At 74.4% G+C, this 22,654-nt stretch carries 20 protein-coding genes; 11 read left to right on the top strand and 9 right to left on the bottom strand.

Translation table 11 applies throughout. The annotated features are described in order from the left end of the window. The first annotated feature begins 202 nt into the window (after positions 1–202). The gene (locus G6W55_RS07755; protein ID WP_175520051.1) at positions 203–1,474 is read left to right on the top strand and encodes a sulfite oxidase; all 1,272 of its coding nucleotides are present in this window, start codon (positions 203–205) and stop codon (positions 1,472–1,474) included. Between the two features lie 133 nt (positions 1,475–1,607). On the opposite strand, the gene G6W55_RS07750 is transcribed toward G6W55_RS07755, so the two are convergent. Further along, on the bottom strand, positions 1,608–1,997 hold the full coding sequence (locus G6W55_RS07750) for a hypothetical protein (RefSeq protein ID WP_175520050.1): 390 nt from the start codon (positions 1,995–1,997) through the stop codon (positions 1,608–1,610). 85 nt (positions 1,998–2,082) lie between these two features. Further along, positions 2,083–3,297 carry a globin domain-containing protein gene (locus G6W55_RS07745; RefSeq protein WP_175520049.1) on the bottom strand — a complete coding sequence of 405 codons (1,215 nt, stop codon included), beginning with the start codon at positions 3,295–3,297 and terminating at the stop codon, positions 2,083–2,085. Positions 3,298–3,635: 338 nt separating this feature from the next. Here G6W55_RS07745 and G6W55_RS07740 point away from each other — a divergent pair, with 338 nt between their 5' ends. The 6 genes from G6W55_RS07740 (at position 3,636) to G6W55_RS07715 (ending at position 8,473) form a co-directional block, all read left to right on the top strand. After that, positions 3,636–4,568, top strand: a complete 933-nt coding sequence (locus tag G6W55_RS07740; RefSeq protein ID WP_175520048.1) for a universal stress protein — start codon at positions 3,636–3,638, stop codon at positions 4,566–4,568. Positions 4,569–4,573: 5 nt separating this feature from the next. Then, positions 4,574–4,732, top strand: a complete 159-nt coding sequence (locus G6W55_RS07735) for a hypothetical protein (RefSeq protein WP_175520047.1) — start codon at positions 4,574–4,576, stop codon at positions 4,730–4,732. 10 nt (positions 4,733–4,742) lie between these two features. Continuing rightward, positions 4,743–5,792, top strand: coding sequence for an Acg family FMN-binding oxidoreductase (locus tag G6W55_RS07730; RefSeq protein ID WP_175520046.1), 1,050 nt, complete (start codon positions 4,743–4,745; stop codon positions 5,790–5,792). Continuing rightward, entirely contained in the window at positions 5,789–6,619 is an 831-nt protein-coding gene (locus tag G6W55_RS07725; protein ID WP_175520045.1) for a universal stress protein, read from the top strand. The genes G6W55_RS07730 and G6W55_RS07725 overlap by 4 nt, the downstream gene beginning before the upstream one ends. Before the next feature lie 109 nt (positions 6,620–6,728). Then, complete coding sequence (locus G6W55_RS07720; RefSeq protein ID WP_175520044.1) at positions 6,729–7,421, top strand: response regulator transcription factor; 693 nt, start codon at positions 6,729–6,731, stop codon at positions 7,419–7,421. Positions 7,422–7,474: 53 nt separating this feature from the next. Next, entirely contained in the window at positions 7,475–8,473 is a 999-nt protein-coding gene (locus G6W55_RS07715; RefSeq protein WP_175520043.1) for an Acg family FMN-binding oxidoreductase, read from the top strand. 45 nt (positions 8,474–8,518) lie between these two features. On the opposite strand, the gene G6W55_RS07710 is transcribed toward G6W55_RS07715, so the two are convergent. The 7 genes from G6W55_RS07710 to G6W55_RS07680 are packed head-to-tail and all read right to left on the bottom strand — an operon-like array spanning position 8,519 to position 17,138. Next, positions 8,519–8,854 (bottom strand): cupin domain-containing protein, encoded by a 336-nt coding sequence (locus tag G6W55_RS07710; RefSeq protein ID WP_175520042.1) that lies wholly within the window; start codon positions 8,852–8,854, stop codon positions 8,519–8,521. Between the two features lie 12 nt (positions 8,855–8,866). Then, entirely contained in the window at positions 8,867–9,712 is an 846-nt protein-coding gene (locus G6W55_RS07705; protein ID WP_175520041.1) for a class I SAM-dependent methyltransferase, read from the bottom strand. Between the two features lie 38 nt (positions 9,713–9,750). Further along, positions 9,751–10,389 (bottom strand): vitamin K epoxide reductase family protein, encoded by a 639-nt coding sequence (locus tag G6W55_RS07700; RefSeq protein ID WP_254876150.1) that lies wholly within the window; start codon positions 10,387–10,389, stop codon positions 9,751–9,753. Continuing rightward, on the bottom strand, positions 10,386–11,135 hold the full coding sequence (gene narI, locus G6W55_RS07695; protein WP_175520040.1) for a respiratory nitrate reductase subunit gamma: 750 nt from the start codon (positions 11,133–11,135) through the stop codon (positions 10,386–10,388). The genes G6W55_RS07700 and narI overlap by 4 nt, the downstream gene beginning before the upstream one ends. Continuing rightward, positions 11,132–11,902: a nitrate reductase molybdenum cofactor assembly chaperone gene (narJ, locus tag G6W55_RS07690; RefSeq protein ID WP_175520039.1), complete on the bottom strand. Its 771-nt coding sequence runs from the start codon at positions 11,900–11,902 to the stop codon at positions 11,132–11,134. Before narJ ends, narI begins: the two co-directional genes overlap by 4 nt. Next, positions 11,899–13,425, bottom strand: coding sequence for a nitrate reductase subunit beta (gene narH / locus G6W55_RS07685; protein WP_175520038.1), 1,527 nt, complete (start codon positions 13,423–13,425; stop codon positions 11,899–11,901). The genes narJ and narH overlap by 4 nt, the downstream gene beginning before the upstream one ends. A gap of 11 nt (positions 13,426–13,436) precedes the next feature. After that, a complete protein-coding gene (locus G6W55_RS07680; protein ID WP_175520037.1) occupies positions 13,437–17,138 on the bottom strand; it encodes a nitrate reductase subunit alpha in 3,702 nt (1,233 codons plus the stop codon). Positions 17,139–17,340: 202 nt separating this feature from the next. Between G6W55_RS07680 and G6W55_RS07675 the strand changes: the two genes are divergently transcribed. The 4 genes from G6W55_RS07675 to G6W55_RS07660 all read left to right on the top strand — a co-directional run bounded on the left by G6W55_RS07675 (position 17,341) and on the right by G6W55_RS07660 (position 22,520). Next, entirely contained in the window at positions 17,341–17,844 is a 504-nt protein-coding gene (locus G6W55_RS07675; RefSeq protein ID WP_175520036.1) for a hypothetical protein, read from the top strand. 296 nt (positions 17,845–18,140) lie between these two features. Then, complete coding sequence (locus tag G6W55_RS07670) at positions 18,141–19,466, top strand: TIGR04053 family radical SAM/SPASM domain-containing protein (protein WP_175520035.1); 1,326 nt, start codon at positions 18,141–18,143, stop codon at positions 19,464–19,466. 16 nt (positions 19,467–19,482) lie between these two features. Next, the gene (locus tag G6W55_RS39380) at positions 19,483–22,074 is read left to right on the top strand and encodes a multicopper oxidase domain-containing protein (RefSeq protein WP_217686644.1); all 2,592 of its coding nucleotides are present in this window, start codon (positions 19,483–19,485) and stop codon (positions 22,072–22,074) included. Then, the gene (locus G6W55_RS07660) at positions 22,074–22,520 is read left to right on the top strand and encodes a hypothetical protein (RefSeq protein WP_175520033.1); all 447 of its coding nucleotides are present in this window, start codon (positions 22,074–22,076) and stop codon (positions 22,518–22,520) included. The genes G6W55_RS39380 and G6W55_RS07660 overlap by 1 nt, the downstream gene beginning before the upstream one ends. The last annotated feature ends 134 nt before the right edge of the window (positions 22,521–22,654 follow it).

Genomic DNA, 22,654 nt, shown 5'->3' with positions numbered 1-22,654 from the left:
TGGCCCCGTGAACCTCGACACCCACCGCCCCGTTCCGCGGTCCCGCGCGTCACTGTCGCGCGGCTGTTGTTGAGTCACCTCTTCCCCACCCCACCTGCCAGGGACGTGGCCGCGGCACGCCCGTGACCGCCCGCCCCGGTCCAGGCATCCCCGCGCCACACCTCGCGCACCGCCCCTTCCCGCCCCGGAAAGGCAGGCCCCCATGCCCGTCTCCACGTCCGAATCCGCCTACGACCGCCGCAGACTGCGCCAGTGGCTGGCCGGCGAGGCCCGCGCCGACGGCGTCGCCCGCCGCGACATGCTCCGCCTCCTGGCCGCCGCGGGACTCGCGAGCGGCGGCGCCCTGCCCGCATTCGCGGCCCCCGCCTTCGCCGCCCCCACGAACACCACCGCCCCCGGCATCGTGAAGCCGCTCCCCGACGACCGCTTCACCGTCCGCGGCACCAACGCCGAGTCGAAGTTCGCCTCCTTCGCCGGCACCGGCTACCACACCCCCGCCGACCGCTTCTTCGTCCGCAACCACACCTCCACGCCCGTCCTGGACGCGGCCGACTGGCGGCTCACCGTGCACGGCGCCGGACTGCGCGGCGGCCCCGTGGACCTCACCCTCCGCGACCTCAAGCGGCTGCCCGCCGTCACCCGCACGGCGTTCGTGGAGTGCGCGGGCAACGGCCGCAGCTTCTTCACGAGCCAGCAGGGCCAGCCGGTCAGCGGCACGGCCTGGACGCTCGGCGCGATCGGCACGGCGAGCTGGCGCGGGGTGCGGCTCGCGGACGTCCTCAGGCGCGCCGGCCTGCACCGGCGGGCCGTGGACGTGCTGCCCCGCGGCCTCGACCCCGACTACGTCACCGCGGACGGCACGAACCTCGGCCGGGTCCGCCGCCCGCTGCCGCTGTCCAAGGCCCTCGACGACGTCCTCCTCGCCTACGAGATGAACGGCGAACCGCTGCCGTACGACCACGGGTTCCCGGTCCGGGTCGTCGTGCCGTCCTGGATCGGCATCGCGTCGGTCAAGTGGGTCGGCGACATCGAGGTGGCCGACCAGCCGCTGTACTCGCCCTGGAACACCGACTTCTACCGGCTGTTCGGCGCCGCGTACCCCGAGGGCGGCAGCGCCCCGCTGAGCCGGCAGACCGTCAAGAGCGCCTGGGAGCTGGACTGGGACGCGGCGCTCGACGCGCGCGTGGCGCACCGGCTGACCGGACGCTCCTGGTCGGGGGCGGGCGGTGTCGTCCGGGTCGAGGTGAGCACCGACGGCGGCGCGTCCTGGCGGCGGGCCCGGCTGCACGACACCCCGCGCCGGCACGGCTGGGTCCGCTGGTCCACCGACTGGCGTCCCTCGGCGCCGGGTTCGTACACCCTGCTCGCGCGGGCGACCGACAGCGCGGGCCGTACCCAGCCCGACACCACCGTCCCCAACACCCAGGGCTACCTGTTCGACGCCGTCGTACGGCACCCGGTGCGCGCGGTCTGACCAGGGGCGGCGGCGCGGGTGACACCGCCGAGGCCCGGCCTGTGGACCGTCACCGACCGGGCCCGTCCTGGAGGCGGGGGGTTATTCAGGCGGACGCGTATTCAGGCGGACGCGGCCTCAGGCCGACGCGGACTCAGGCCGACGCGGACTCGACCCCGCCGCGCCACGGCGGAGCCGCCGCCCGCCGGTCGTCCCGTCCGGCGTGTGCCGCCTTGTCGGTCCGGCGGCGCAACCGGTCCTGGAGCTGGTCGACCAGCTCGCGCCCGGTGGCCTCCTCGGCGAGGACGACCACCTCGTGCCGTCCGACGTGGAGGGCGGCCGTCGCCGCCCAGGGCCGGCCCGCGTGCGGGGCGGACGACCTCGTGATGTGCACCTCGCCGCTGACGGCGGGCAGTCCCGGCCGGCCCACCACCGCGTCGATCTTGGTGCGGGCGTACGCCAGTGTGTCCGCGTCCACCTCGCCGTCCGCGCGCAGCAGCACGCCGGAGGCGGGGGCGGTGGGGCGGATGTCCTTGCCGGTCATGACAGTTCCTTTCCTGGAGTGCGGTGGGACGGCCCCGTGCCGTCCGGTCAGTGTCGTTCGGGCCGTGTCGTCCGGTCCGTGTCGTTCAGACCGTGGCGCCGGGCAGCCACAGGTCGGGGCCGAACACCTCGTAGCGGATGCGCCGCGCCGGGATCCCCGCGCCGAGGAGCTGCGCGCGGGCGTCGCGCATGAACGGCAGCGGCCCGCACAGGAACACCGTTGCGTCCGAGGGCAGTTCGACATCCGCCAGGTCCATCAGGCCCTCGTGGGCCGTGCCTTCCTCCGAGCCGGGGCGCTCGTACCAGAACTCGGCACGTCCATGCGGCAGTTGATCGACCAGGTCGTGGGTCTCGGCGCGCAGGGCGTGGTCGGCGGGGGAGCGGTCGGCGTGCAGGACCAGCACCGGGCGGGTCGAGCCGAGGGCCGCGAGATGGGCCAGGATGCTCGCCATGGGGGTGCCGCCGATGCCCGCGGAGACCAGGACGACCGGGGTGGCGGCGTCGGCCGGGTCGTCGAGGAAGACATCGCCGAAGGGCGCGGAGAGGGTCAGTTCGTCGCCCTCGCGCACCTGGTCGTGCAGCAGCGCGGACACCTCGCCGTCGGGCGCGCCGCCGGTGCCGGTGACCCGTTTGACGGTGATCCGCCGCAGGTCGCCGCCCGGGTCCGAGGACAGGCTGTACTGGCGCGGCTGGCGCACGCCGTCGCCCATCAGGACCCGTACGCTCACGTACTGGCCCGCGCGGGCCCGCGGCGCCGGCAGGCCGTCGGCGGGGCGGAGCAGGAACGACACCACGTCGGGGGTCTCGGTGCGCCGCTCGACGACCGTCCACTGCCGCCACACCTTGCCGGGCGCGACCTCCGCGTCCTGGTACAGCCGGGCCTCCCGGCCGATCAGCGCGCCGGCCATCAGCCAGTACACCTCGTCCCAGGCGGCCGCGACCTCCGCGGTGACGGCGTCGCCGAGCACCTCGGCTATCGCGCCGAACAGGTACTTGTGCACGATCGTGTACTGGTCGTCGGTGACACCGACCGCCGCGTGTTTGTGCGCGATCCGGTCGAGGAGCGTGTCCGGGCGGGTGTCCGGATCGTCGAGCAGCGCGGTCGCGAACCCGGCGATCGAGCCGGCCAGCGCCTGCCGCTGGGCCCCGCTGGCCTGGTTGCCCCGGTTGAAGATCCCGTCGAGGAGTTCCGGCCGGTCGCGGAACATCGTGCCGTAGAAGCGGGTCGTGATCTCGTCGAGCGCTCCGGCCACGGCGGGCAGGGTGGCACGGACCACGGCGGCGGATTCTGCGGACAGCATGAGGGCCTCCACGGGCAGGGACGGAAGGAAGAGCGGGGGACGGGCACCGCGGTCGGTTCCGGCGGGCGATCTCCTGTCTAGCAGCCACCCGCCGGTGTTTCGGCGCCGTTGACCGGAGTTGGCCCAAGAGGGGCCGAACGGCCCCATGAGCCGGGGCACTTCGGTCCCCGGAACTGCCCACTGCCGGGCCACTCGGCACCGGGACGGCCTCCGTTCGGCCCTGCGACAGGGGACCTGCGGGCTCTGCACCGGGCCCTTCCCGCGCCGCCACCCTGAAACCGGAAGCCGGCCGCACCGACCCGGGGACGACGGCCGCACCGACCCAGGGAGTGAGAACCATGGACGCACCGGCCGCACGAGCCCTCCCCAGGCCCCTGGTCGTGGGCGTGGACGGTTCCGAGCCGAGCCTGCGGGCCGTCGACTGGGCCGCCGACGAGGCCGTCCTGCGCGGGGTGCCGCTGCGGGTGGTGTACGCCTGCCTGTGGGAGCGGTACGAGGGTGCCGCGCTCGCCCGGGACATCGGCAGGCCGTCGGCGGTGCCGCCGGCCGAGGACGTCGTCGGCGCCGCCGCACAGCGGGCGCGCGCCCGGCAGCCCGCCCTGCGGGTCACCGCCGACGTGGTGCTGGAGGAACCCGAGTACGCCCTCGTGCGCGAGGGCCGGAACGCCGCCGCGCTGGTCGTCGGCACCCGTGGCCGCGGCGGCCTCGCGGAGGCGCTGCTCGGCTCCGTCGGCCTCGCCGTCGCCGCCCACGCCGACTGCCCGGTCATCGTGCTGCGCGGCGGTCACGACCACCGGCCGACGCCCCCGCTCCGCGGCCGCGTCCTGGTGGGCGTCGGCGACGGGACGAAGGACTCGCCGGTCGTGCGGTTCGCCCAGGAGGAGGCCCGGCGCCGTGGCGTGCCGCTGGACGCCGTACGGGCCTGGCGGTGCCCCGCGCGGGAGAGCACCGACCACCCGCTGCTCGCCGGTGAGCCCGCCCGGCTGCACGAGGAGCAGGCCGCCGAGGAGCTGGAGGCGGCGCTGCGGGACGTCCCGGCGGACGTCGACGTACGCCGCCGTACCGTCGAGGGCCCCGCCCGCCGGGTGCTGGTCGACGCCTCGCACGAGGCCGATCTGCTGGTCGTCGGGGCGAAGCGCCGCGGGGGCCGCTTCGGGCTCCAGCTCGGACGGGTCGCCCACGCGGCACTGCACCACTCCGCCTGCCCGGTGGTCGTCGTACCGCACCCGGCGACGACGGACGACCCGGCGCGGTGGACGGACAGGAGGTGAGCGGGGTGACCACGTCACACCCGGAGGCCCCGTCCCGGGCCTGGGAGTCCTGGAAGCCGTACGCGGTGCTGCTCGTGCTCTCCACGGCGGTCGCCTACCTGCTCGGCGCGGTGCGCGACGCCCTGGCACTGCGCCACAACCCATCTGTCGCGCGCGACGCGTGAGGAGGACGTCATGCCGAGCACCACCCTCGACGCCGTGACCCCGGAGACACAGACCTGGGTCTCGGCCGCGGCCGCCGCGCCGTCGATCCACAACACCCAGCCGTGGGCGTTCCGCCTGGACCCCGCGTCGGGCACCTTCCAGGTGCGCGCCGTCCCCGAACGCGGCCTGCGGTACACGGACCCGGCGGGCCGCGCCCTGCATCTCTCGGTCGGGGCGAGCCTCCTGAACCTGCGGGTCGCGATCGCGCACGGCGCCCGGTCCCCGGTCGCGCGACTGCTGCCCTGTCCGCAGGACCCCGGCCTCCTCGCGGTCGTCCGCCCGGCGGGGACCGGCGTCCGCCGCCCCACCGGCCACCGGGCCGACCTCTACGAGGCGATCTGGCGCCGGCACAGCAGCCGGCTCCCCTTCACCGGGCAGCCGCTGCCCGCGTACGTGCGCGGCGAACTCGGCGAGGCGGCCCGCGCGGAGGGCGCGCGGCTGTGGTTCCCGGACCCCGTCGAGACGGCGCGGCTGCTGCGGCTGACCGCGGAGGCCGAGCGCCGCAACCGCGCCGACCCCGACCGTGCGGCGGAGAGCAACCGGTGGGTGCACCAGGACCTGCGGCCCGCTCCCGGCACGGGCCTGCCGCGGGCCGTTCTCGGTCCCCAGGACGCGTGCGAACGCATCCCCCTGCGGGACTTCACCGCGCGGCGGCACACCGAGGAGCTGGTGGCCCGGCCGTTCGAGGCGGAACCCGTCGTCGCCGTGCTGATCACCGAGCACGACCGGCGCGCGGACTGGTTGCGCGCCGGGCAGGCGCTCCAGCACGTGTGGCTCCTCGCCACCGCCCACGGGCTGCGCGCCTCCCTGCTGCACCAGGGCCTGGAATGGCCCGACCTGCGCCGCTCCCTCAGCCCGACCCCCGGCCGCACCAGCCACGTCCAGATGCTGATCCGCCTGGGATACGGCCCCGAAGGCACCGCGAGCCCGCGCCGCGACCCGGACACGGACCTCGGCCGAGGGCGAGGCGCCGTCCGGACGAACCCGAGCACCGCACCGAAGAAGGGAACAGGCCGATGACCGACCGTCATGTGGTCGTGGGAGTGGACGGTTCGCCGGTCTCCGTACGGGCGCTGGACGCGGCCGCCGAGGAGGCGGTCCGGTACGGCACCACACTGCGCGTCGTCTACGCCGTACCGGACCGCGACGAGTCCGGGCCCGTGCTGGCGTCGGCCGCCGACCGGGTCCGGGACCGCCATCCGGGTCTGCCCGTGGAGACCAGGGGCGTGGAGGGCGGCGCCGTACGGGTGCTCGCGCGGGAGAGCGAGAGCGCGGTGCTCACCGTCGTGGGCACCCGGGGGTTCGGCAACGTCTCCGGGCTGCTGGCCGGCTCGGTGAGCTGGCGCCTGGCCGCCCGGGTGCACGGTCCGCTGCTCGTCGTCCGCGGGGACCGCACCGGCGGCCAGGGCCGGGAGGTGCTGCTCGGCCTGGAGAGCGACGCCGACGCCCCGGCGGCCGTCCACGCCTTCCGGGAGGCGGCGCGCCGCGGGGTCCGGCTGCGGGTCGTGCACGCCGTGACGCACCGGTTCACCACCCCCGAACTGCCCTCCCTGGTGGCCGCGACCAGCCCCGGCCAGGAGCGCCAGGCCCGCGAGGACCGGGCGGAGGAGGCCGTGCCGCGGTTCGGCGTCGCCCGCCTGCGCGAGGAGTACCCCACCGTCGAGGTCGACGTCCGCACGGTCCGCACCGGCCCGGCGCACGCCCTGCTCGCCGGGACCCGCGAGGCCGATGTCGTCGTCATCGGCACCAGCCGGGGCGGGGCCGTGCCCGGCCCGCCGGTCGGCCCGGTCGCCCATGTCCTGCTGCACCACTCCCACTGCCCCGTCGTCCTCGTGCCCACGAGCTGAACGCGAGGAGCCCGGGTGACAACCCGGCCTGGATCCCGCCCCGGAGAAGTCGGTAGGGTCCGACAGACCCCGGCTGTCCGGTCCGGGACCATGAACAAGGAGCGTTCCGATGGCGGACGGCGAGCAGCCCGGTCCCGACAACCCGATCCGGGTCTTCCTGCTGGACGACCACGAGGTGGTCCGGCGCGGGGTGCACGACCTGCTGAACGACGAACCGGACATCACCGTCGTCGGCGAGGCCGCCAACGTCCAGCAGGCCCTGGTCCGGGTGCCCGCGCTGCGCCCGCACGTCGCGGTCCTCGACGTCCGGCTGCCCGACGGCGACGGCGTGACCGTCTGCCGGGAGCTGCGCTCGCAGATGCCGGAGCTGGCCTGTCTGATGCTGACCTCGTTCGACGACGAGGAGGCCCTGCTCGACTCGATCATGGCGGGCGCGTCCGGATATGTGCTGAAGCAGATCCAGGGCTCCGACCTGGTCTCCGCCGTGCGCACGGTGGCCGCCGGGCAGTCCCTGCTCGACCCCAGCGCCACCGCCCGGCTGATGGCCCGGCTGCGCCAGAGCCAGGAGCCGGAGCCCGAGCCCGACGCGCTGCCCGGTCTGACCGAGCGGGAGCGGGAGATCCTGGCCCTCATCGGGGAGGGCCTGACCAACCGCCAGATCGGCCAGCGCCTCTACCTCGCCGAGAAGACCGTCAAGAACCACATCTCCCGGCTGCTCGCCAAGCTCGGCGTGGAGCGGCGCATCCAGGCCGCCGTCATCGCCACCCAGGCCCAGGACAGGCTCCGGCAAGAGGGGCACTGACCTCCGGTTGCCGGACGTCCGGCGGCGAGCGACCATCCTGTGAGGAGGGCGCCATGGCATCGCGACTCGATGACAGGACGGTGGTGGCCCTGGTGGCGGACGCCACCGCGGCCCCGTCCATGCACAACGCGCAGCCGTGGCGGTTCCGCCGTGCGACCGGCGGGCGCCGCCTGCTGCTGTACGCCGACCTTGAGCGGGCCATGCCGCACTCCGATCCCGACGACCGGGCGCTGCACATCGGCTGCGGCGCGGCCCTGTTCAACCTCCGGGTCGCCGCCGCGCACGCCGGCCTGGTCCCGGAGACCCGGCTGCTGCCCGAACCGGGGGACCCGCTGCTGCTCGCCGCCGTCGACCTGGCCGACCCCGACCCGGCCGTCGGGCGGCTGCCCGACGACGAGCTGGCGCGGCTGCACCCCGCGATCCGGGAGCGGCACACCAGCCGGAACCCCTTCGCCGACAAGGAGGTGCCCGAGGAGCTGCGGGCCACTTTGCGGGAGGCCGCCGTACGGGAGGGCGCCGAGCTGCTGTTCCCCGGCGCCTGGCACGCCGAGACCGTGCTCGACCTGGTGCGCGACGCGGAGAACCGCGACGCGATGAACCCCGAGGTCAACGAGGACGTGGTGCGCTGGACCCGGCTCGGCCCGGAGGCGGACACGGCCGTCGACGGCGTCCCCGAGTACGCCTTCGGGCCGCGTGAACGGGACGGCAAGGCCCCCCGGCGGGACTTCGCCGGACGCCGGCGGGTGGCCGACCGCGGCACCACCTCCTTCGAGCACACCCCGCACCTGGCCCTGCTCAGCACCCCGGGCGACCGTCCCGCCGACTGGCTGCGCGCCGGCCAGGCCATGGAGCGCGTCCTGCTGGAGGCCACCCTCGCCGACCTGGCCACCTCGCTGACCTCGCACGCCCTGGAGGACCGCGAGCTGCGCCTGCTGGCCCGCGACCCGGGCGCGGGCACGGGCCTGGTCCAGATGGTGCTGCGCATCGGCTACGGCCCCAGGGGCCCGGTCACGCCGCGCCGCCCGGTGACGGACGTCCTCGACGACGCCTGACCCGGCGGCCCCTCGAACCGGTCTCACGCCGGTCTCACGCCGGTTTCACGCCGCCGGGAGCGCCCCGGCCCCGGGCAGCATCGTCAGCAGCATCACGCTCGGCTCGACGGCGCGCACGCTGTGCGGCAGCCGCGCCGGCAGACGGATCCAGCTCCCCGGCACCGCCTCGGTCTTCTCCTCGCCCAGGACGAGGTCGAGCCGGCCCCGGACGACCTGGATGACCACGGGCAGGGCGGACGTGTGCTCGGTGAGTTCCTGGCCGGCGGCGAAGGCGAAACCGACCACGCGCAGCCGGTCGTCGCGGTACAGGACGCGGCTGAGCGTGCCGTCCTCGGGCACGGTCAGTTCGGCGGCCAGGTCGTTGATCACGGTGACGCTCATCGGGATGCCTCCTCAGGGCTCGGGCGGGGTGGGAACGGCGATCAGGCAGATCGCGCCCAGATGGGCGCCGTGCCGGCGGAAGACGCGGCGCATCCGCCGTACGCGGCGCAGGACGGCCGGGTCGCGCAGCGCCCGTCCGGCGATCCGCAGGGCGGGGAGCAGCCCCTCGTCGGCGACGAGCCGGCGCGGTTCGAGCAGGGCCATCGGGGCCGTCCTGCGGGCGGTGACGGTGAACCCCTCGGCGGCGAGGAGTCCGCTCCAGCCGGTCGGGGTCAGGGGGCGGGCGCCGACATGGAGGGCGTCCTTGAGGTCCGCGGCGATCAGCTCGGCGTGGGCGGGGTCCAGCCCGTCGGGCAGCAGGCACAGTTCGTGGACGGCGTACCGGCCGCCGGTGTCGTCGAGGAGCCGGCGCGCCTCCCGAACGACGCGCCGCTTGGCCGGTTCGGGCTGCATCGTCAGCATCGCCTCGCCGTACACGACGGTGGCCGTGCCGTCCGGCAGACCGGTGTCCGCGGCGTCCGACCGTACGGCCCGCACCTCGGTGGGGCCGGGGGCGGCGAGGGCGCCGAGCGTGGCCACGGCGGCGGGGTCGCGGTCGACGGCGGTGTAGGCGGCGGGGCCGCGGGCGAGGGCCAGCCGGGCGGTGGCCCCGAGCCCGGCGGCCAGCTCGACCACCCGGTCCCGGGGGCCGATGCCCGCGGTGTCCAGCATCCACCGGGTCAGCTCCACACCGCCGGGGCGCAGCACCCGCTTGCCCAGCCGGGCGAGCAGCCAGTGTCCGGGCATCCGGGCGGCGTCGAGACCGGCGCCGGGGAGAGGGGTGTGCCTCGGTCCGGCCGAGGGATTCGTCGATGCCATGGTCCTGCCTCGCCTTCTCTCGGGAGTGCGGTGACGGGTCAGAGCAGGCTGCTCCAGTACGGCCAGAAGCGGGTGAGGACGAGCAGGGCGATCAGCGCGTACCAGGTGACGAGCAGCATCCAGTGGGTGTCGCGCAGGACGTCCAGGAGACCCCGGGGCGCGGGGACGATCCCCTGTTCCAGGCAGTGCAGGGTCACGTACCAGAACAGGCCGATGGTGACGATCCAGACGACGGCGCAGTACGGGCAGAGCTTGTTCAGCTCGTACAGCGACTGCCCGATCAGCCAGTGCGCGAAGACCACGCCGGCCAGTGCCCCGGCGTCCAGCGCCAGCCACAGCCGGCGGGGCAGCCGCGCCCCGCAGAGCACGGTGACGCCCAGCGCGGTCACGGCGGCGAAGGCGCCCAGCCCGAGCAGCATGTTGGGGAAGCCGAACACGCTGCCCTGCGGGCTGGACATCACGCTGCCGCAGCTCACGACGGGGCTCAGGTTGCAGGCGGGCCGGTAGCCGGGATCGCGCAGCAGCCGCCAGTCGTCCACGGTGAGCTGGAAGGAGGCGAGCCAGCCGACGGCCCCGGTGAGGACCATCGCCCAGCCCGTGCGGCGGCTCGCGCCCACCGCGCGCGGGCGCCGGGCGTCCGTGGTGCCGTCCGGGGCGAGCGCGGGTCCGTGACTCATGCGGCCCGCCCGGTGCGGCCCCCGGCCGTCGGGGCGGCCGTCGGGGCGGTGGCGGCGGCCGGTGCGGTGCGCCGCCGGTAGACGAGGTAGGGCCGGGCCAGGTAGCCGACGGGCGCGCTCCACACATGGACCAGCCGGGTGAACGGCCAGGCGGCGAAGAGCAGACAGGCGGTCAGGGCGTGCGCCTGGAAGAGGAACGGGGCGTCGGCGATGGCCTCGGGCCGGGGCCGCAGCACGAACAGGCCGCGGAACCAGACGGACACGGTCTCCCGGTAGTCGTAGCCGGGGCCGAAGACGTTGTGGGCGGCGGTCGCGGTGATGCCCAGCAGGACGGTGGCGGTGAGCAGCGGGAAGAGGAGCTTGTCGCTGCGGTCGGTGCCGAGCCTGATCCGGCGGGTCAGCAGCCGGCGGGCGCACAGCATGCCCAGGCCCGCGACCATGGCGAGGCCCGCGACCGACCCGGCCCACACGGCGGTGGTGTGGTAGGTGTGCTCGGTGATGCCGACGGCCTCGGTCCAGGTGTCCGGCACGGCGAGTCCGACGACATGTCCGGCGATCACCATGAAGGCGCCCAGGTGGAACAGCGGGCTGCCCCAGCGCAGCCAGCGGTGTTCGAGGAGCTGGCTGGTGCGGGAGGTCCAGCCGAACTGGTCCTGCCGGTAGCGCCAGACGTGTCCGACGGCGAACACGGCCAGGCAGACGTAGGGGACGGCGACCCACAGGAGCAGTTCGGACGTGGTGTTCATCGGGGACCTTCCGTGGGGCGGGCCGGGGTGGGCGGCACGAACGTGCCCGGCGGGGCGAACTCCCCGTCCCCGTAGGCCCCGTACGCCCCGTAGGGGTCGAGTCCCACCGCCTCCTCCGGCGGCCCCTCCGCGACCAACCGGGCCACCGCCTCGCGGTCCGCCTCGGTGGCCGGCGGCAGCAGGCCGATCAGCGCGGCCAGGACGTGCCGGTACGGGGAGCCGGCGTCGGTCAGCGCCGCGTGGATCAGCTCCAGTCCGCGCCGGTGCTGACGCAGCGGTGCCTCACCGGAGCCCGGGCCCGCCAGGGCGGCGAACTCCAGGACGACCGGGAGATGGTCGGGCAGCTCCCCGCCGTCGATGACCCAACCGGCGGCCCGGTAGCGCTGGTTGAGGGTGAGCAGGGCCATGCCCCGGCGGCGGGTGTCGCCGTGCAGGTAGTAGGTGAGGTGGAGGCCGCTCCTGCGGCGCAGGTCGAACGTCTCGACGTAGTGCCGCTCCAGCGCCTCGGCGTCCTGGGCGGCGAACCAGTCGGTGAACCGGGCCAGATGCCCGGCCGCGGGCGTGTCCGGCAGCGCGGCCACCACGGTGCTCAACTCGTCCCTCGCGGAGACCAGTTCGGCGTCGGGGTACTGGAGGAGCAGGGACACGAGCCGCAGGGTGAGCGCGCGGCTCGCCGTCTCCTCGGGGGTGAGCCGGGCCGGGCGGCGCACGGCCGCGCGGACGCGGGTGCGGACCAGGGCGGGGATGGTGGCGGGGAGCGGGCTCACTTGCGGCCTCCGGCGGTGGTGTCGCGGCGCAGGGTGGGGATGCCGAGCATGATCTTGCGGGGTCCGGTGTCACCGGACGTCTCGACCGGGCAGCGGTTCTCCAGCGCGGTCAGCGCGGCGGCGTCCTCCTTGTGGGCGGCGGGGACGACGTACCGGTCCCGGTACTTGGCGACGGCGAGCAGCCGGTGCAGGTCCTCCGCCTCACGCGGGGTGAGACCGACGGCCTTCAGCACGGCCTCGTCGCCGCTCTCGCCGAGGGTGCGCTCCCGCATGTACGAGCGCAGGGCGGTGAGCTTCATCAGCACCCCGCCGACCACGTCGGCGTCCCCGGCGGTGAACAGCTCCGCCAGATACTCCAGCGGAATCCGCAGCCGGGTGACGGCCGCGAAGACATGGTCGGGGTCGTCCTGGTCGCCGCCCGCCGCGTCGACGGCGTCGAGGACGGGGGAGAGCGGCGGCACGTACCAGACCATGGGCAGCGTGCGGTACTCCGGGTGCAGCGGCAGCGCCACCCGGTAGCGGGCCACCAGGTCGTACACGGGGGACCGGCGGGCGGCGTCCAGCCAGTCCTCGGGAATGCCGGACTCCCGTGCGGCGGCGCGCACTTCGGGGTCGTGCGGGTCGAGGAAGACACCGCGCTGGGCGTCCAGGAGGTCCTTCTCGTCCGGGGTGGCGGCGGCCTCGCCGACCCGGTCGGCGTCGTAGAGGAGCAGGCCGAGGTAGCGCAGCCGGCCGACGCAGGTCTCGGAGCAGACGGTGGGCTGCCCGGCCTCGATGCGCGGGAAGCAGAAGGTGCACTTCTCGGCCTTGCCGGTGGCGTGGTTGACGTACACCTTCTTGTACGGGCACGCCGTCACGCACATCCGCCAGCCGCGGCAGCGGTCCTGGTCGACCAGGACGATGCCGTCCTCGACCCGCTTGTACATCGCGCCGGACGGACAGGCCGACACACAGGCCGGGTTGAGGCAGTGCTCGCACAGCCGGGGCAGATGGAAGAGGAAGGTCTGCTCGAACTCGAACTTCACCTTCCGCGCCCATTCCCCGCTGAGGTTGGGGTCGCCGCCGGCGTGCTCGGGCGCGCCGCCCAGGCCGTCCTCCCAGTTGGCGCCCCAGGTGATGGCGGTGGGCCGGCCGGTGAGGACGGAACGGGGCCGGGCGACGGGCATGTCCTCCTGGGCGGGGGCGCTGACGAGATGGTCGTAGTCGTAGGTGACCGGCTCGTAGTAGTCCTCGATCGACGGCAGGTCGGGGTTGGAGAACAGGGACAGCAGGCGCCTGATCCGCCCGCCGGAGCGCAGGACGAGCCGTCCGCGCCGGTCGAGCATCCAGCCGCCCTTCCACTGCTCCTGGTCCTCGTAGCGGCGGGGGTAGCCGACGCCGGGCTTGGTCTCGACGTTGTTGAACCAGGCGTACTCGACGCCGGTGCGGTTGGTCCACGTCTGTTTGCAGGTGACCGAACAGGTGTGGCAGCCGATGCACTTGTCGAGGTTCATCACCATCGCCACCTGGGCCATGACACGCATCCCGGTACTCCTCAGTACTCGACGTTCTGCGCGCGGCGGCGGATGACGGTGACCTCGTCGCGCTGGTTGCCGGTGGGGCCGTAGTAGTTGAAGGCGTAGGTGAACTGCGCGTAGCCGCCCGCGAGATGGGTGGGCTTGAGCAGCAGCCGGGTCAGGGAGTTGTGGATCCCCCCGCGCTTCCCGCCGACCTCGGTCTTCGGCACGTTCACGGTGCGGTCCTGGGCGTGGTACATGTACACGGTGCCCTCCGGCATCCGGTGGGTGACCACGGCCCGGGCGGCGACGACGCCGTTGCGGTTGTACGCCTCGATCCACTCGTTGTCCCTGACGCCGATCTTCTCGGCGTCGGCGGTGGACATCCAGACCGTGGGGCCGCCCCGGGACAGGTCGAGCATGTACTTGTTGTCCTGGTAGTTGGAGTGGATGGACCACTTGGAGTGCGGGGTCAGATAGCGGACGGTGACCTCCGCCCGGTCCCCCTCGTGCAGACGCTCGTCGCCGTAGTGCCGGGGTGTGTTCAACGGCGGCCGGTAGACGGGGAGTTGTTCGCCGAGTTCGGCCATCCAGTCGTGCTGGACGAAGAAGTGCTGGCGGCCGGTGAGGGTGTGCCAGGGCTTGAGGTGCTCGGTGTTGATGACGAACGGCGAGTAGCGGCGGCCGCCGGTCTCGCTGCCCGACCACTCGTAGGACGTGATCACCGAGCGGGGCTGGGTGCGGGTGTCGGCGAAGGTGATCCGCTCGGCCTCCCGTTCGGCGGCCAGTTCGACCAGCCCCTCGCTGCCGGTGCGGCGCTCCATCTCGCGGAAGCCCTCGGTGGCGAGCCGGCCGTTGGTGGTGCCGGAGAGGGCGAGGATCGCCTCGCACATGTCGGAGGCGGTGGCCAGCGACGGCCGTCCGGCGGCGATCCCGTCCCGGACGGTGCCGTTGCGGTGCCGCAACTCCTCGATCTCCCGGTCCGGGTGGACGGTGATGCCCTTGGTGGTGGTGCCCAGGGTGTCGAGGAGCGGACCGACGGCCCGCATCTTCTGCCCGATCACCGCGTAGTCCCGCTCGACCACGACCAGCTTCGGCATGGTCCGCCCCGGCACCGGCGCGCACTCGCCGGCCTTCCAGTCCCGCACCACACCGCCCGGCTGGGCGAGTTCGTCGGGGGTGTCGTGCAGCAGCGGCACCGCGAGGACGTCGGTCCGGGTGCCCAGGCGGTCGGCGGCCAGCTCGCTGAACCGGTCGGCGATCGTGAGGAAGGTGTCGTAGTCGGTGCGGGCCTGCCAGGGCGGTGCGATGGCCGGGGTGAAGGCGTGCACGAAGGGGTGCATGTCCGTGCTGGACAGGTCGTCCTTCTCGTACCAGGTGGCCGCGGGCAGCACGACGTCGGCGAGCAGACCGGTCGACGTCATCCGGAAGTCCATGCAGACCAGCAGGTCGAGCTTGCCCTCGGGCGCCTCGTCCCGCCACACCACGTCCTGGGGCCGCAGTCCGGGCGGGGTCTCCTCGGAGCGCACGGCCGCGTCGGTGCCCAGCAGATGGCGCAGGAAGTACTCGTTGCCCTTGCCCGACGAGCCCAGCAGGTTCGCCCGCCACACGGTCAGCACCCGCGGGAAGTTGGCCGGGTTGTCGGGGTCCTCGACGGCGAACCGCAGCCGTCCCGACGTCAGTTCGTCCACGATGTGGTCGGCGACCGGCCGGCCCGCGCGCGCCGCCTCGTCCGTCAGATCGAGCGGGTTGCGGTCGAAGCCGGGATGGCCGGGCGTCCAGCCGAGCCGTACGGCCTGCGCCAGACAGTCGGCGAACCCCTTGCCCGCGAACCGGCCCGCACCGAGCGGCGAGGCCAACTCGTCCGGCCCGAACGCCTCGTAGCGCCACTGGTCGGAGTTGAGATACCAGTAGGAGGTGCCCGCCATGTGCCGGGTGGGCCGCTGCCAGTCGAACGCGAACGACAGATGCTGCTGCCCGGTCACCGGGCGGACCTTCTCCTGCCCCACGTAGTGCGCCCAGCCGCCGCCGTTCACGCCCTGGCAGCCGGTCATCGTCACCAGCGCCAGGAACGCCCGGTAGATGGTGTCCGAGTGGAACCAGTGGTTGGTGCCCGCGCCCAGCGCGATCATCGAACGGCCCTTGGTGCGCTCGGCGTTGCGGGCGAACTCCCGGGCGATCCGGGCCGCCTGCCCGGCCGGCACCGAGGTGACGGTCTCCTGCCAGGCCGGGGTGTACGGCTCGGAGGCGTCCTCGTACGACTCCGGCCAACTGCCCGGCAGACCGGGCCGCTTCACCCCGTACTGGGCCAGCATCAGATCGAACACCGTGGTGACCAGGCGCCCGCCGACCTCGCGGACCGGAACGCCCCGGACCATCACCGAGCCGCCCTCCGTGCCGCCCTCGTCGAAGCGGGGCAGCGCCACGGTCACCATGTCCTCGGCCCGCCCGAGCAGGCTCAACTCCGGTGTGACGCCGTCCAGATCGAGGTTCCAGCGGCCCGGCTCGGCCTCCCCCCACCGGAAGCCGAGCGAGCCGCCGGGGACCACCGGCTCACCGGTGGCCGAGTCGAGCAGCACCGTCTTGGACTCGGCGTGCTCGGTGTCCCGTCCGAGATCGGCGGCGGTCAGGAACCCGCCCGGCACCAGCGCGCCCCCGGCGTGCTCCCGCAGGGCCACCAGGAACGGCGCGTCGGTGAACGTGCGCAAGTAGTCCTGGAAGTAGGGGACTTCACGGTCGACCAGGAACTCCTTGAGGATCACATGCCCCATGGCCATCGCCAGCGCCCCGTCCGTGCCCGGATGCGGTGACACCCACTCGTCGGCGTGCTTGACGTTGTCCGCGTAGTCGGGGCTGACCGCCACGACCTTGGTGCCGTTGTACCGGGTCTCGGTCAGGAAGTGCGCGTCCGGCGTGCGGGTGACGGGGATGTTGGAGCCCCACATGATCAGATAGCCCGCGTTCCACCAGTCCGCCGCCTCCGGGACGTCGGTCTGGTCGCCGAACACCTGCGGCGAGGCGACCGGCAGATCGGCGTACCAGTCGTAGAACGACAGCAGGGTCCCGCCGATCAGCGAATGGAACCGGGCACCGGCCGCGAACGACGCCATCGACATCGCCGGGATCGGCGAGAAGCCCGCGACCCGGTCCGGGCCGTACTCCTTCACGGTGTGCACCTGCGCCGCCGCGATCAGCTCGGCGACCTCGTCCCAGTCGGCCCGCACCAGCCCGCCCTTGCCGCGGGCCCGCTTGTACGCGCGCGCCTTCGCCGGGTCGGAGGTGATCTCCGCCCAGGCCGCCACCGGATCGCCCAGCCGCTTGCGGGCCTCGCGCCACAGCTTCAGCAACGCGCCCCGCACATACGGGTAGCGGACCCGGCTCGGCGAGTACGTGTACCAGGAGAACGACGCACCGCGCGGGCAGCCGCGCGGCTCGTACTCGGGGCAGTCCGCGCCGATCGACGGATAGTCCGTCGCCTGGTGCTCCCAGGTGATGATGCCGTCCTTGACGTACACCATCCACGAGCAGGAGCCGGTGCAGTTCACCCCGTGCGTGGAACGCACCACCTTGTCGTGCGCCCACCGGTCCCGGTAGAAGCCCTCCCACTTCGGGTCGCCCGTGCCGAACACGGCGCGTCCGTCGGCCGACACCTCGCCCCACGTCAGCAGCCGGCGGGCGGCCAGCGGCCAGTCCTTGCCGGTGCGCGGCTCGGCCCTGCGGGCGTTCTGATCGTTCTCCATGGCCGGAACGCTAGGGGCGCGGCCCCCGCCGCACCCGGGGCCGGCGGTCCCTGCCGCACGACCTTCCGGCCCCATCCGGCCGGCCGCGGCAGGGACCAATGGTCCCGGTGGAGGGACCCGGTCGGCCGGGGACCGCCCCTGGCCCGCGATGCATGCTGAGCCCTCCACCTCGCCGACGCATGAGCACAGAAAGGCACACGTCATGGACGCATCGCACCGCCGCGCCGCCACCCTGCTCGGGGCGGTCGGCACGGCCCTGGGCATAGCCGGACCGGTGATGGTGCTGCGCGGCCGCAGCGGCCGCGACGAGATCCGCGCCGAACTCGCCGCCCAGAAGATCACCTTCCCCGCCCGGGGGCTGCCCGCCGATCTCGCCGACCACGCCGGGCGCCGCGTGGAGACCGGCCCCGAGGCGCACGCCTACGCCGAGTTCATCAAGGGCAACCTCGCCCTCGCCACCGGCGGCCGCACCTACGCCGAGATCACCGAGGAACTGCACGCCTCCGGCGGCGACGACGAGAAACTCGCCAAGCTTCGCCAGACCGCGTTCATGGCCCAGTCCCTGCGCGGTTCGCTGATGTCCGCCTACCAGGCATGGCACCTCACGACCCTGGTCACCGGCCTCGGCGCCGCGCTGACCGGCCTCGGCGTCGCCCTGGTGGCCACCGCGGACGCCCTCACCGCCCCCTCCCCGAACCGCCCCTGACCCCTCGAACCGCCCCTGGCCCCGAACCGTCCCTGACCGAAAAGGGACCATCGGCCCTGCCGGAGGTGACCATCGGCCGCCGCGCCGGGCACCGCCGCCGGTGGAAGCTGACGGCGACCGATCCGGAGGTGTCCCGTGCACGACCATGTCGACCGCCGTCGAGGCCGATTCCACCGCTGCCGTTCATGGTGGGTGCCGCGCACGGTCCGGCCCGGCCACCGTCCGGCCGCCCGCCTCGTCTGCCCTGACTCCAGGGCGGCCGGACACAGCGTCAGGGCCTGGGGCAGGGCGGCACGATGAGCCCGCCCGCCCGGGCCGAGGGTCCACCCGCCGCACACGGTCACACCGCAGGCCCACCCGCCGCACACGGCCACGCGGCAGCCCCACCTGACGCCCACGGTCACGCCGCCGCCCACGCCGTCCGCCGCCAGCGGCACGACGCCGGCGAACGGCCGTTCATCGTCATCTGGGAGTCCACCCGCGCCTGCCCGCTGGCGTGTCTGCACTGCCGCGCCGAGGCCGTCCCCGACCGCGACCCGCGCGAGTTGGACACCGCCGCCGCCCGCGACCTGCTGCGCCAGGTGGCCGCCTTCGGGCACCCCGCCCCGCTGTTCGTGATCACCGGCGGCGACCCCTTCCTGCGCCCCGACCTGACCGAACTCGTCGCGTACGGCAAGGAGATCGGCGTGCGGGTCGCGGTCTCCCCGTCCGGCACCCCGACCCTCACCGCGCGGCGCCTGCGGGACCTGCACACGGCGGGCGCCGTCGGACTCTCCCTGAGCCTGGACGGATCCACCGCCGCGATCCACGACACCTTCCGCGGCGTGCCGGGGGTGTTCCGCTGGACCCTGGACGCCTGGGACGCGGCCCGCGCCCTCGGCATGAAGGTGCAGATCAACACCACGGTGACCCGGCACAACCTGCACGACCTCCCCGACATCGTGCGCCTGGTCGCCGACCACGGGGCGATGCTGTGGAGCGCCTTCTTCCTGGTGCCCACCGGCCGCGGCCGACAACTCGGCGCCCTCACCCCGGGCGAGGTGGAGGACATCCTCAACTTCGTGCACGACGTGGGCCTGACCGTGCCCGCCAAGACCACCGAGGCCCACCACTTCCGCCGCGTCGCCCTGCAACGCCATGTCCTCGCCGCCACCGGCGACGACCATGCGACGGTCCTCGCACTCGGCCCGCTGTACCGCGAACTGTCCGAGCGTGCGGCCGAGTTGGGCCTGAACTCCGAGGCCCGGAAGGTACGCAGGGTGCGGCGGCCGCCGCTGGACGTCAACGCGGGCCGCGGCTTCGTCTTCGTCTCGCACACCGGCACCGTGCATCCGAGCGGCTTCCTGCCGCTCGGCGCCGGAAGCGTCCGCGAGACACCGCTCACCGAGATCTACCGCACCTCGGAGCTGTTCGAGGGGCTGCGGGACGCCGACCGGCTGGGCGGCCGGTGCGGCGCGTGCGAGTTCCGCCGGGTCTGCGGCGGCTCCCGCTCCCGCGCGTACGGCGTCACCGGCGACCCGTACGCCGAGGAGCCGTGGTGCGGATACGTCCCCGGCTCCTTCCCCCGCCGCCGGGAACTGGCCGCGCTGCTGGAGGAGAACCGTGCACAGCAAGGAAGCTGACGGACCGTCAATGAATGTGGGCGTCCGTCCGCCCAGCAGGTTCAAGGCGTCCGGCCCGCGCCGCCGTCATCTGGCCGCCCATGGTCTGGTCGCGGCCTGGGTGGTGCTCGCGCTGCTCGCGGCGAGCGTGCAGCAGACCCTGCCCGCGGGCCGCTGGCTGGCCGTCCATCTGTTCCTGGTCGGCGCCGCCACCACCGCCGTCGTGGTGTGGAGCGAGCACTTCGCCGTCGCCATGCTCCACGCCCGGCTGCCCGACCGGCGCTGGAGCACCACCCGGCTGGCCGCCGTCAATCTCGGTGCCGTGGGCGTCCTCACCGGGATGTGGGCCGACCGGCCGCTCCTGCTCGGTGCCGGGTGCGCGCTGCTGATCGCCGCGATCACCGCGCACCTCGTCGTCCTCGTCCGGCTGGGCCGGGGCGCGCTGGGCGGACGGCTCGCCCCGATCGCCGACTACTACCGGGCCGCCGCGGCGGCGCTGATCGTCGGCGCGGTGCTGGGCTGGCTGCTCGCCACCGGCAGGGGCGGCCCGCAGCACTACGCCGGACTGAAGCTGGCCCATGTGCACGCCACCCTCCTCGGCTGGATCGGACTGCCCGTACTGGGCACCCTGTTCATGCTCTGGCCCACCGTGCTCGGCGTCCGCATGGCCGAGCACACCACCGTCCTGGCGCGCCGGGTGCTGCTCCTGACCGGGGGCGGCCTGCTGCTCGCCGTGGCCGGGCTCGCCGCCGGATGGCGCCCCGGCGCCGTGGCCGGTGTCGCCGGATACGCGGCCGGTGTCGCCCTCGCCGCCCACCTCCTCGCCCGGACGGTGCGCCGACGGCCCCCGATCTCGGCGGCCGCCGCCTGGACCCTGGCCGCCGCCCTGGGCTGGATGCTGGCCGGCGTGGTCGCGGACCTGGTCCTCCTCGCCGTACGGCCGCTCGACGCACTGCGGGACACCGGGGCCCTGCTTCCCGTCCTGCTCGTCGGGCTGGTCGCGCAGGTGCTGATCGGGGCGCTCACCTATCTGCTGCCCGTCGTGCTCGCCACCGGCCCCAAGGAGCGGGCCGCCCTGCGCGCCGTGCTCGAACGGGCCTGGCTGCCCCGCCTCGTCCTCCTCAACCTCGGCGTCGCCCTGCTCGCCCTCCCGCTGCCCGCCCCGGCCGGCACCGTCGGCGCGGTGTCGGCCGGGGCGGGTGCGGCCGCCTTCCTCGCGCTGGTCGTGCGCGTCCTGCTCCGCAGCGGACGGGGCCTCCTCCGGGACGCGGGTGAAGAGGCCGCCCCGGCGGCACGGCGTCCCGCCCTCTGGGGCACGGTCGCGGGCGCCGTCGTCATCGTGCTGGCCGTGCTCGTGGCCAACAGCGGCGGCACCGGCGGCGGCACGACGAACGCCGCGGGAACGGCGGGCCCCGGCGCCGGAACCACCCGCACGGTCGCCGTCACCCTCGCCGGCATGCGCATCCGGCCCGCCCGGATCGAGGTCGCCGCGGGCACCACGCTCCGCCTGAAGGTCACCAACACCGACACCCAGCGCCACGACCTCAAGATCGAGGACGGCCCCGCCACCCCGATGCTCGGCAGGAACGACACCCGCGTGCTCGACCTCGGCCCGGTCACCGCCGACCGGGAGGCGTGGTGCACCCTGCCGGGCCACCGGGCCGCCGGGATGACCATGGACGTCGTCGTGAAGGACGGCACCACCGACGGCGGCGGACACACGGGCCACACCACGACCGCCACGGACGATCACGGCGGTCCGGACCTCTCCGCCGACTTCTCCACCGGCTTCCGGGCCCGCGCCGCCGACCTGGCCCCCGTCCCCGGCGGAACGCTCCACAAGGTCCGACTGCGCGCCGTACAGCGCACGGTCGAGGTCGCCCCGGGGGTACGGCAGCGGATGTGGACCTTCGGCGGCACCGCACCGGGCCCCACCCTGCACGGCCGCGTCGGCGACGTCTTCGAGGTCACCCTCGTCAACGACGACACCGCGATGGGCCACGGCATCGACTTCCACGCCGGCTCCCTCGCCCCCGACCGTCCCATGCGCACCCTCCAGCCGGGCGAGCGCCTGGTCTACCGGTTCCGCGCCGAGCGCGCCGGGGCCTGGCTCTACCACTGCTCCACCGCACCGATGCTCCAGCACCTCGGCAACGGCATGTACGGCGCCGTCGTCATCGACCCGCCCGGCCTGGCGAAGGCCGACCACACCTACGTCCTGGTGTCCTCGCAGCTCTATCTCGGCACGCCCGGCTCCACGGCCCAGGTGGCCAAGATGCGCCGGAACACCCCCGACGCCTGGGTGTTCAACGGCGTCGCCGGCCAGTACGCCCAGCGGCCCCTGAAGGTGAGGGCCGGTGAACGGGCCCGCTTCTGGGTCGTCGCCGCCGGGCCCTCCGACGGGATCGCCTTCCACATCGTCGGCACCGTCTTCGACACCGTGTACAAGGAGGGCGCCTATCTGCTCCGGCCCGATCAGCCGGGAGGCGCGCAGGTGCTGGACCTGGCCGCGGCGCAGGGCGGGTTCGTCGAGACGACGTTCCCCGAGGCCGGCCACTACGCCTTCGTCGACCACGACATGCGGCACGCCGAGGCGGGAGCGCACGGCACGGTGGAGGTGACGGACTGATGGACACCGTCGGCTGGTGGTCCGTGGTGCGCTTCGCGCACGTGGCGGGGGCGGCGCTGTGGGTGGGCGGCCAACTGGCGCTCACCCTGGTCGTCCTGCCGCTGGCCCGGCGGCTGCTCGCCCCGGAGGCCAAGGACGCCTTCACCGCGGCGGCCGGCCGCCGGTTCGGGATGCTGACCGGTGCGGTGTTCCTGCCCGTGCAGCTCGCCACGGGCTGGGCCATGGCCCGGCACCGGGGCGTCACCTGGGCGTCCCTGGCCGAACCCGGCTACGGCCGCACCCTCGCCGCCAAACTCGCCCTGTTCGTGCTGGTCATGCTCGCCGCGGCCGCCCACGGCGTCGCCCACGCCAGGAACCGCCCCGACCTGGCCCGCGCCCTGGCCGTCCTCTCCCTCATGGGCTCCCTCGGCATCGTCCTGCTGGCAACGGCCCTGCCGGTGACGTGACGTGCCCGTCCAGGGGGCGCCCGGCGCCCGCGCGGCCGGGAGACCGGCCCCAGGACCTCCCTCCCCTCGAACTGAGGCCGTATGGCCCCCCGCCGGGGCCGGTCAACCCTCCTCCGGACGGCGCGCGCGGCGCA

The sequence above is a fragment of the Streptomyces sp. CAI-85 genome (assembly GCF_013363615.1).
Classification (GTDB): domain Bacteria; phylum Actinomycetota; class Actinomycetes; order Streptomycetales; family Streptomycetaceae; genus Streptomyces; species Streptomyces antibioticus_B.
The sequence above is the reverse complement of the archived record's forward strand: the minus strand, read 5'-3'. Positions and strand labels throughout refer to the sequence as shown.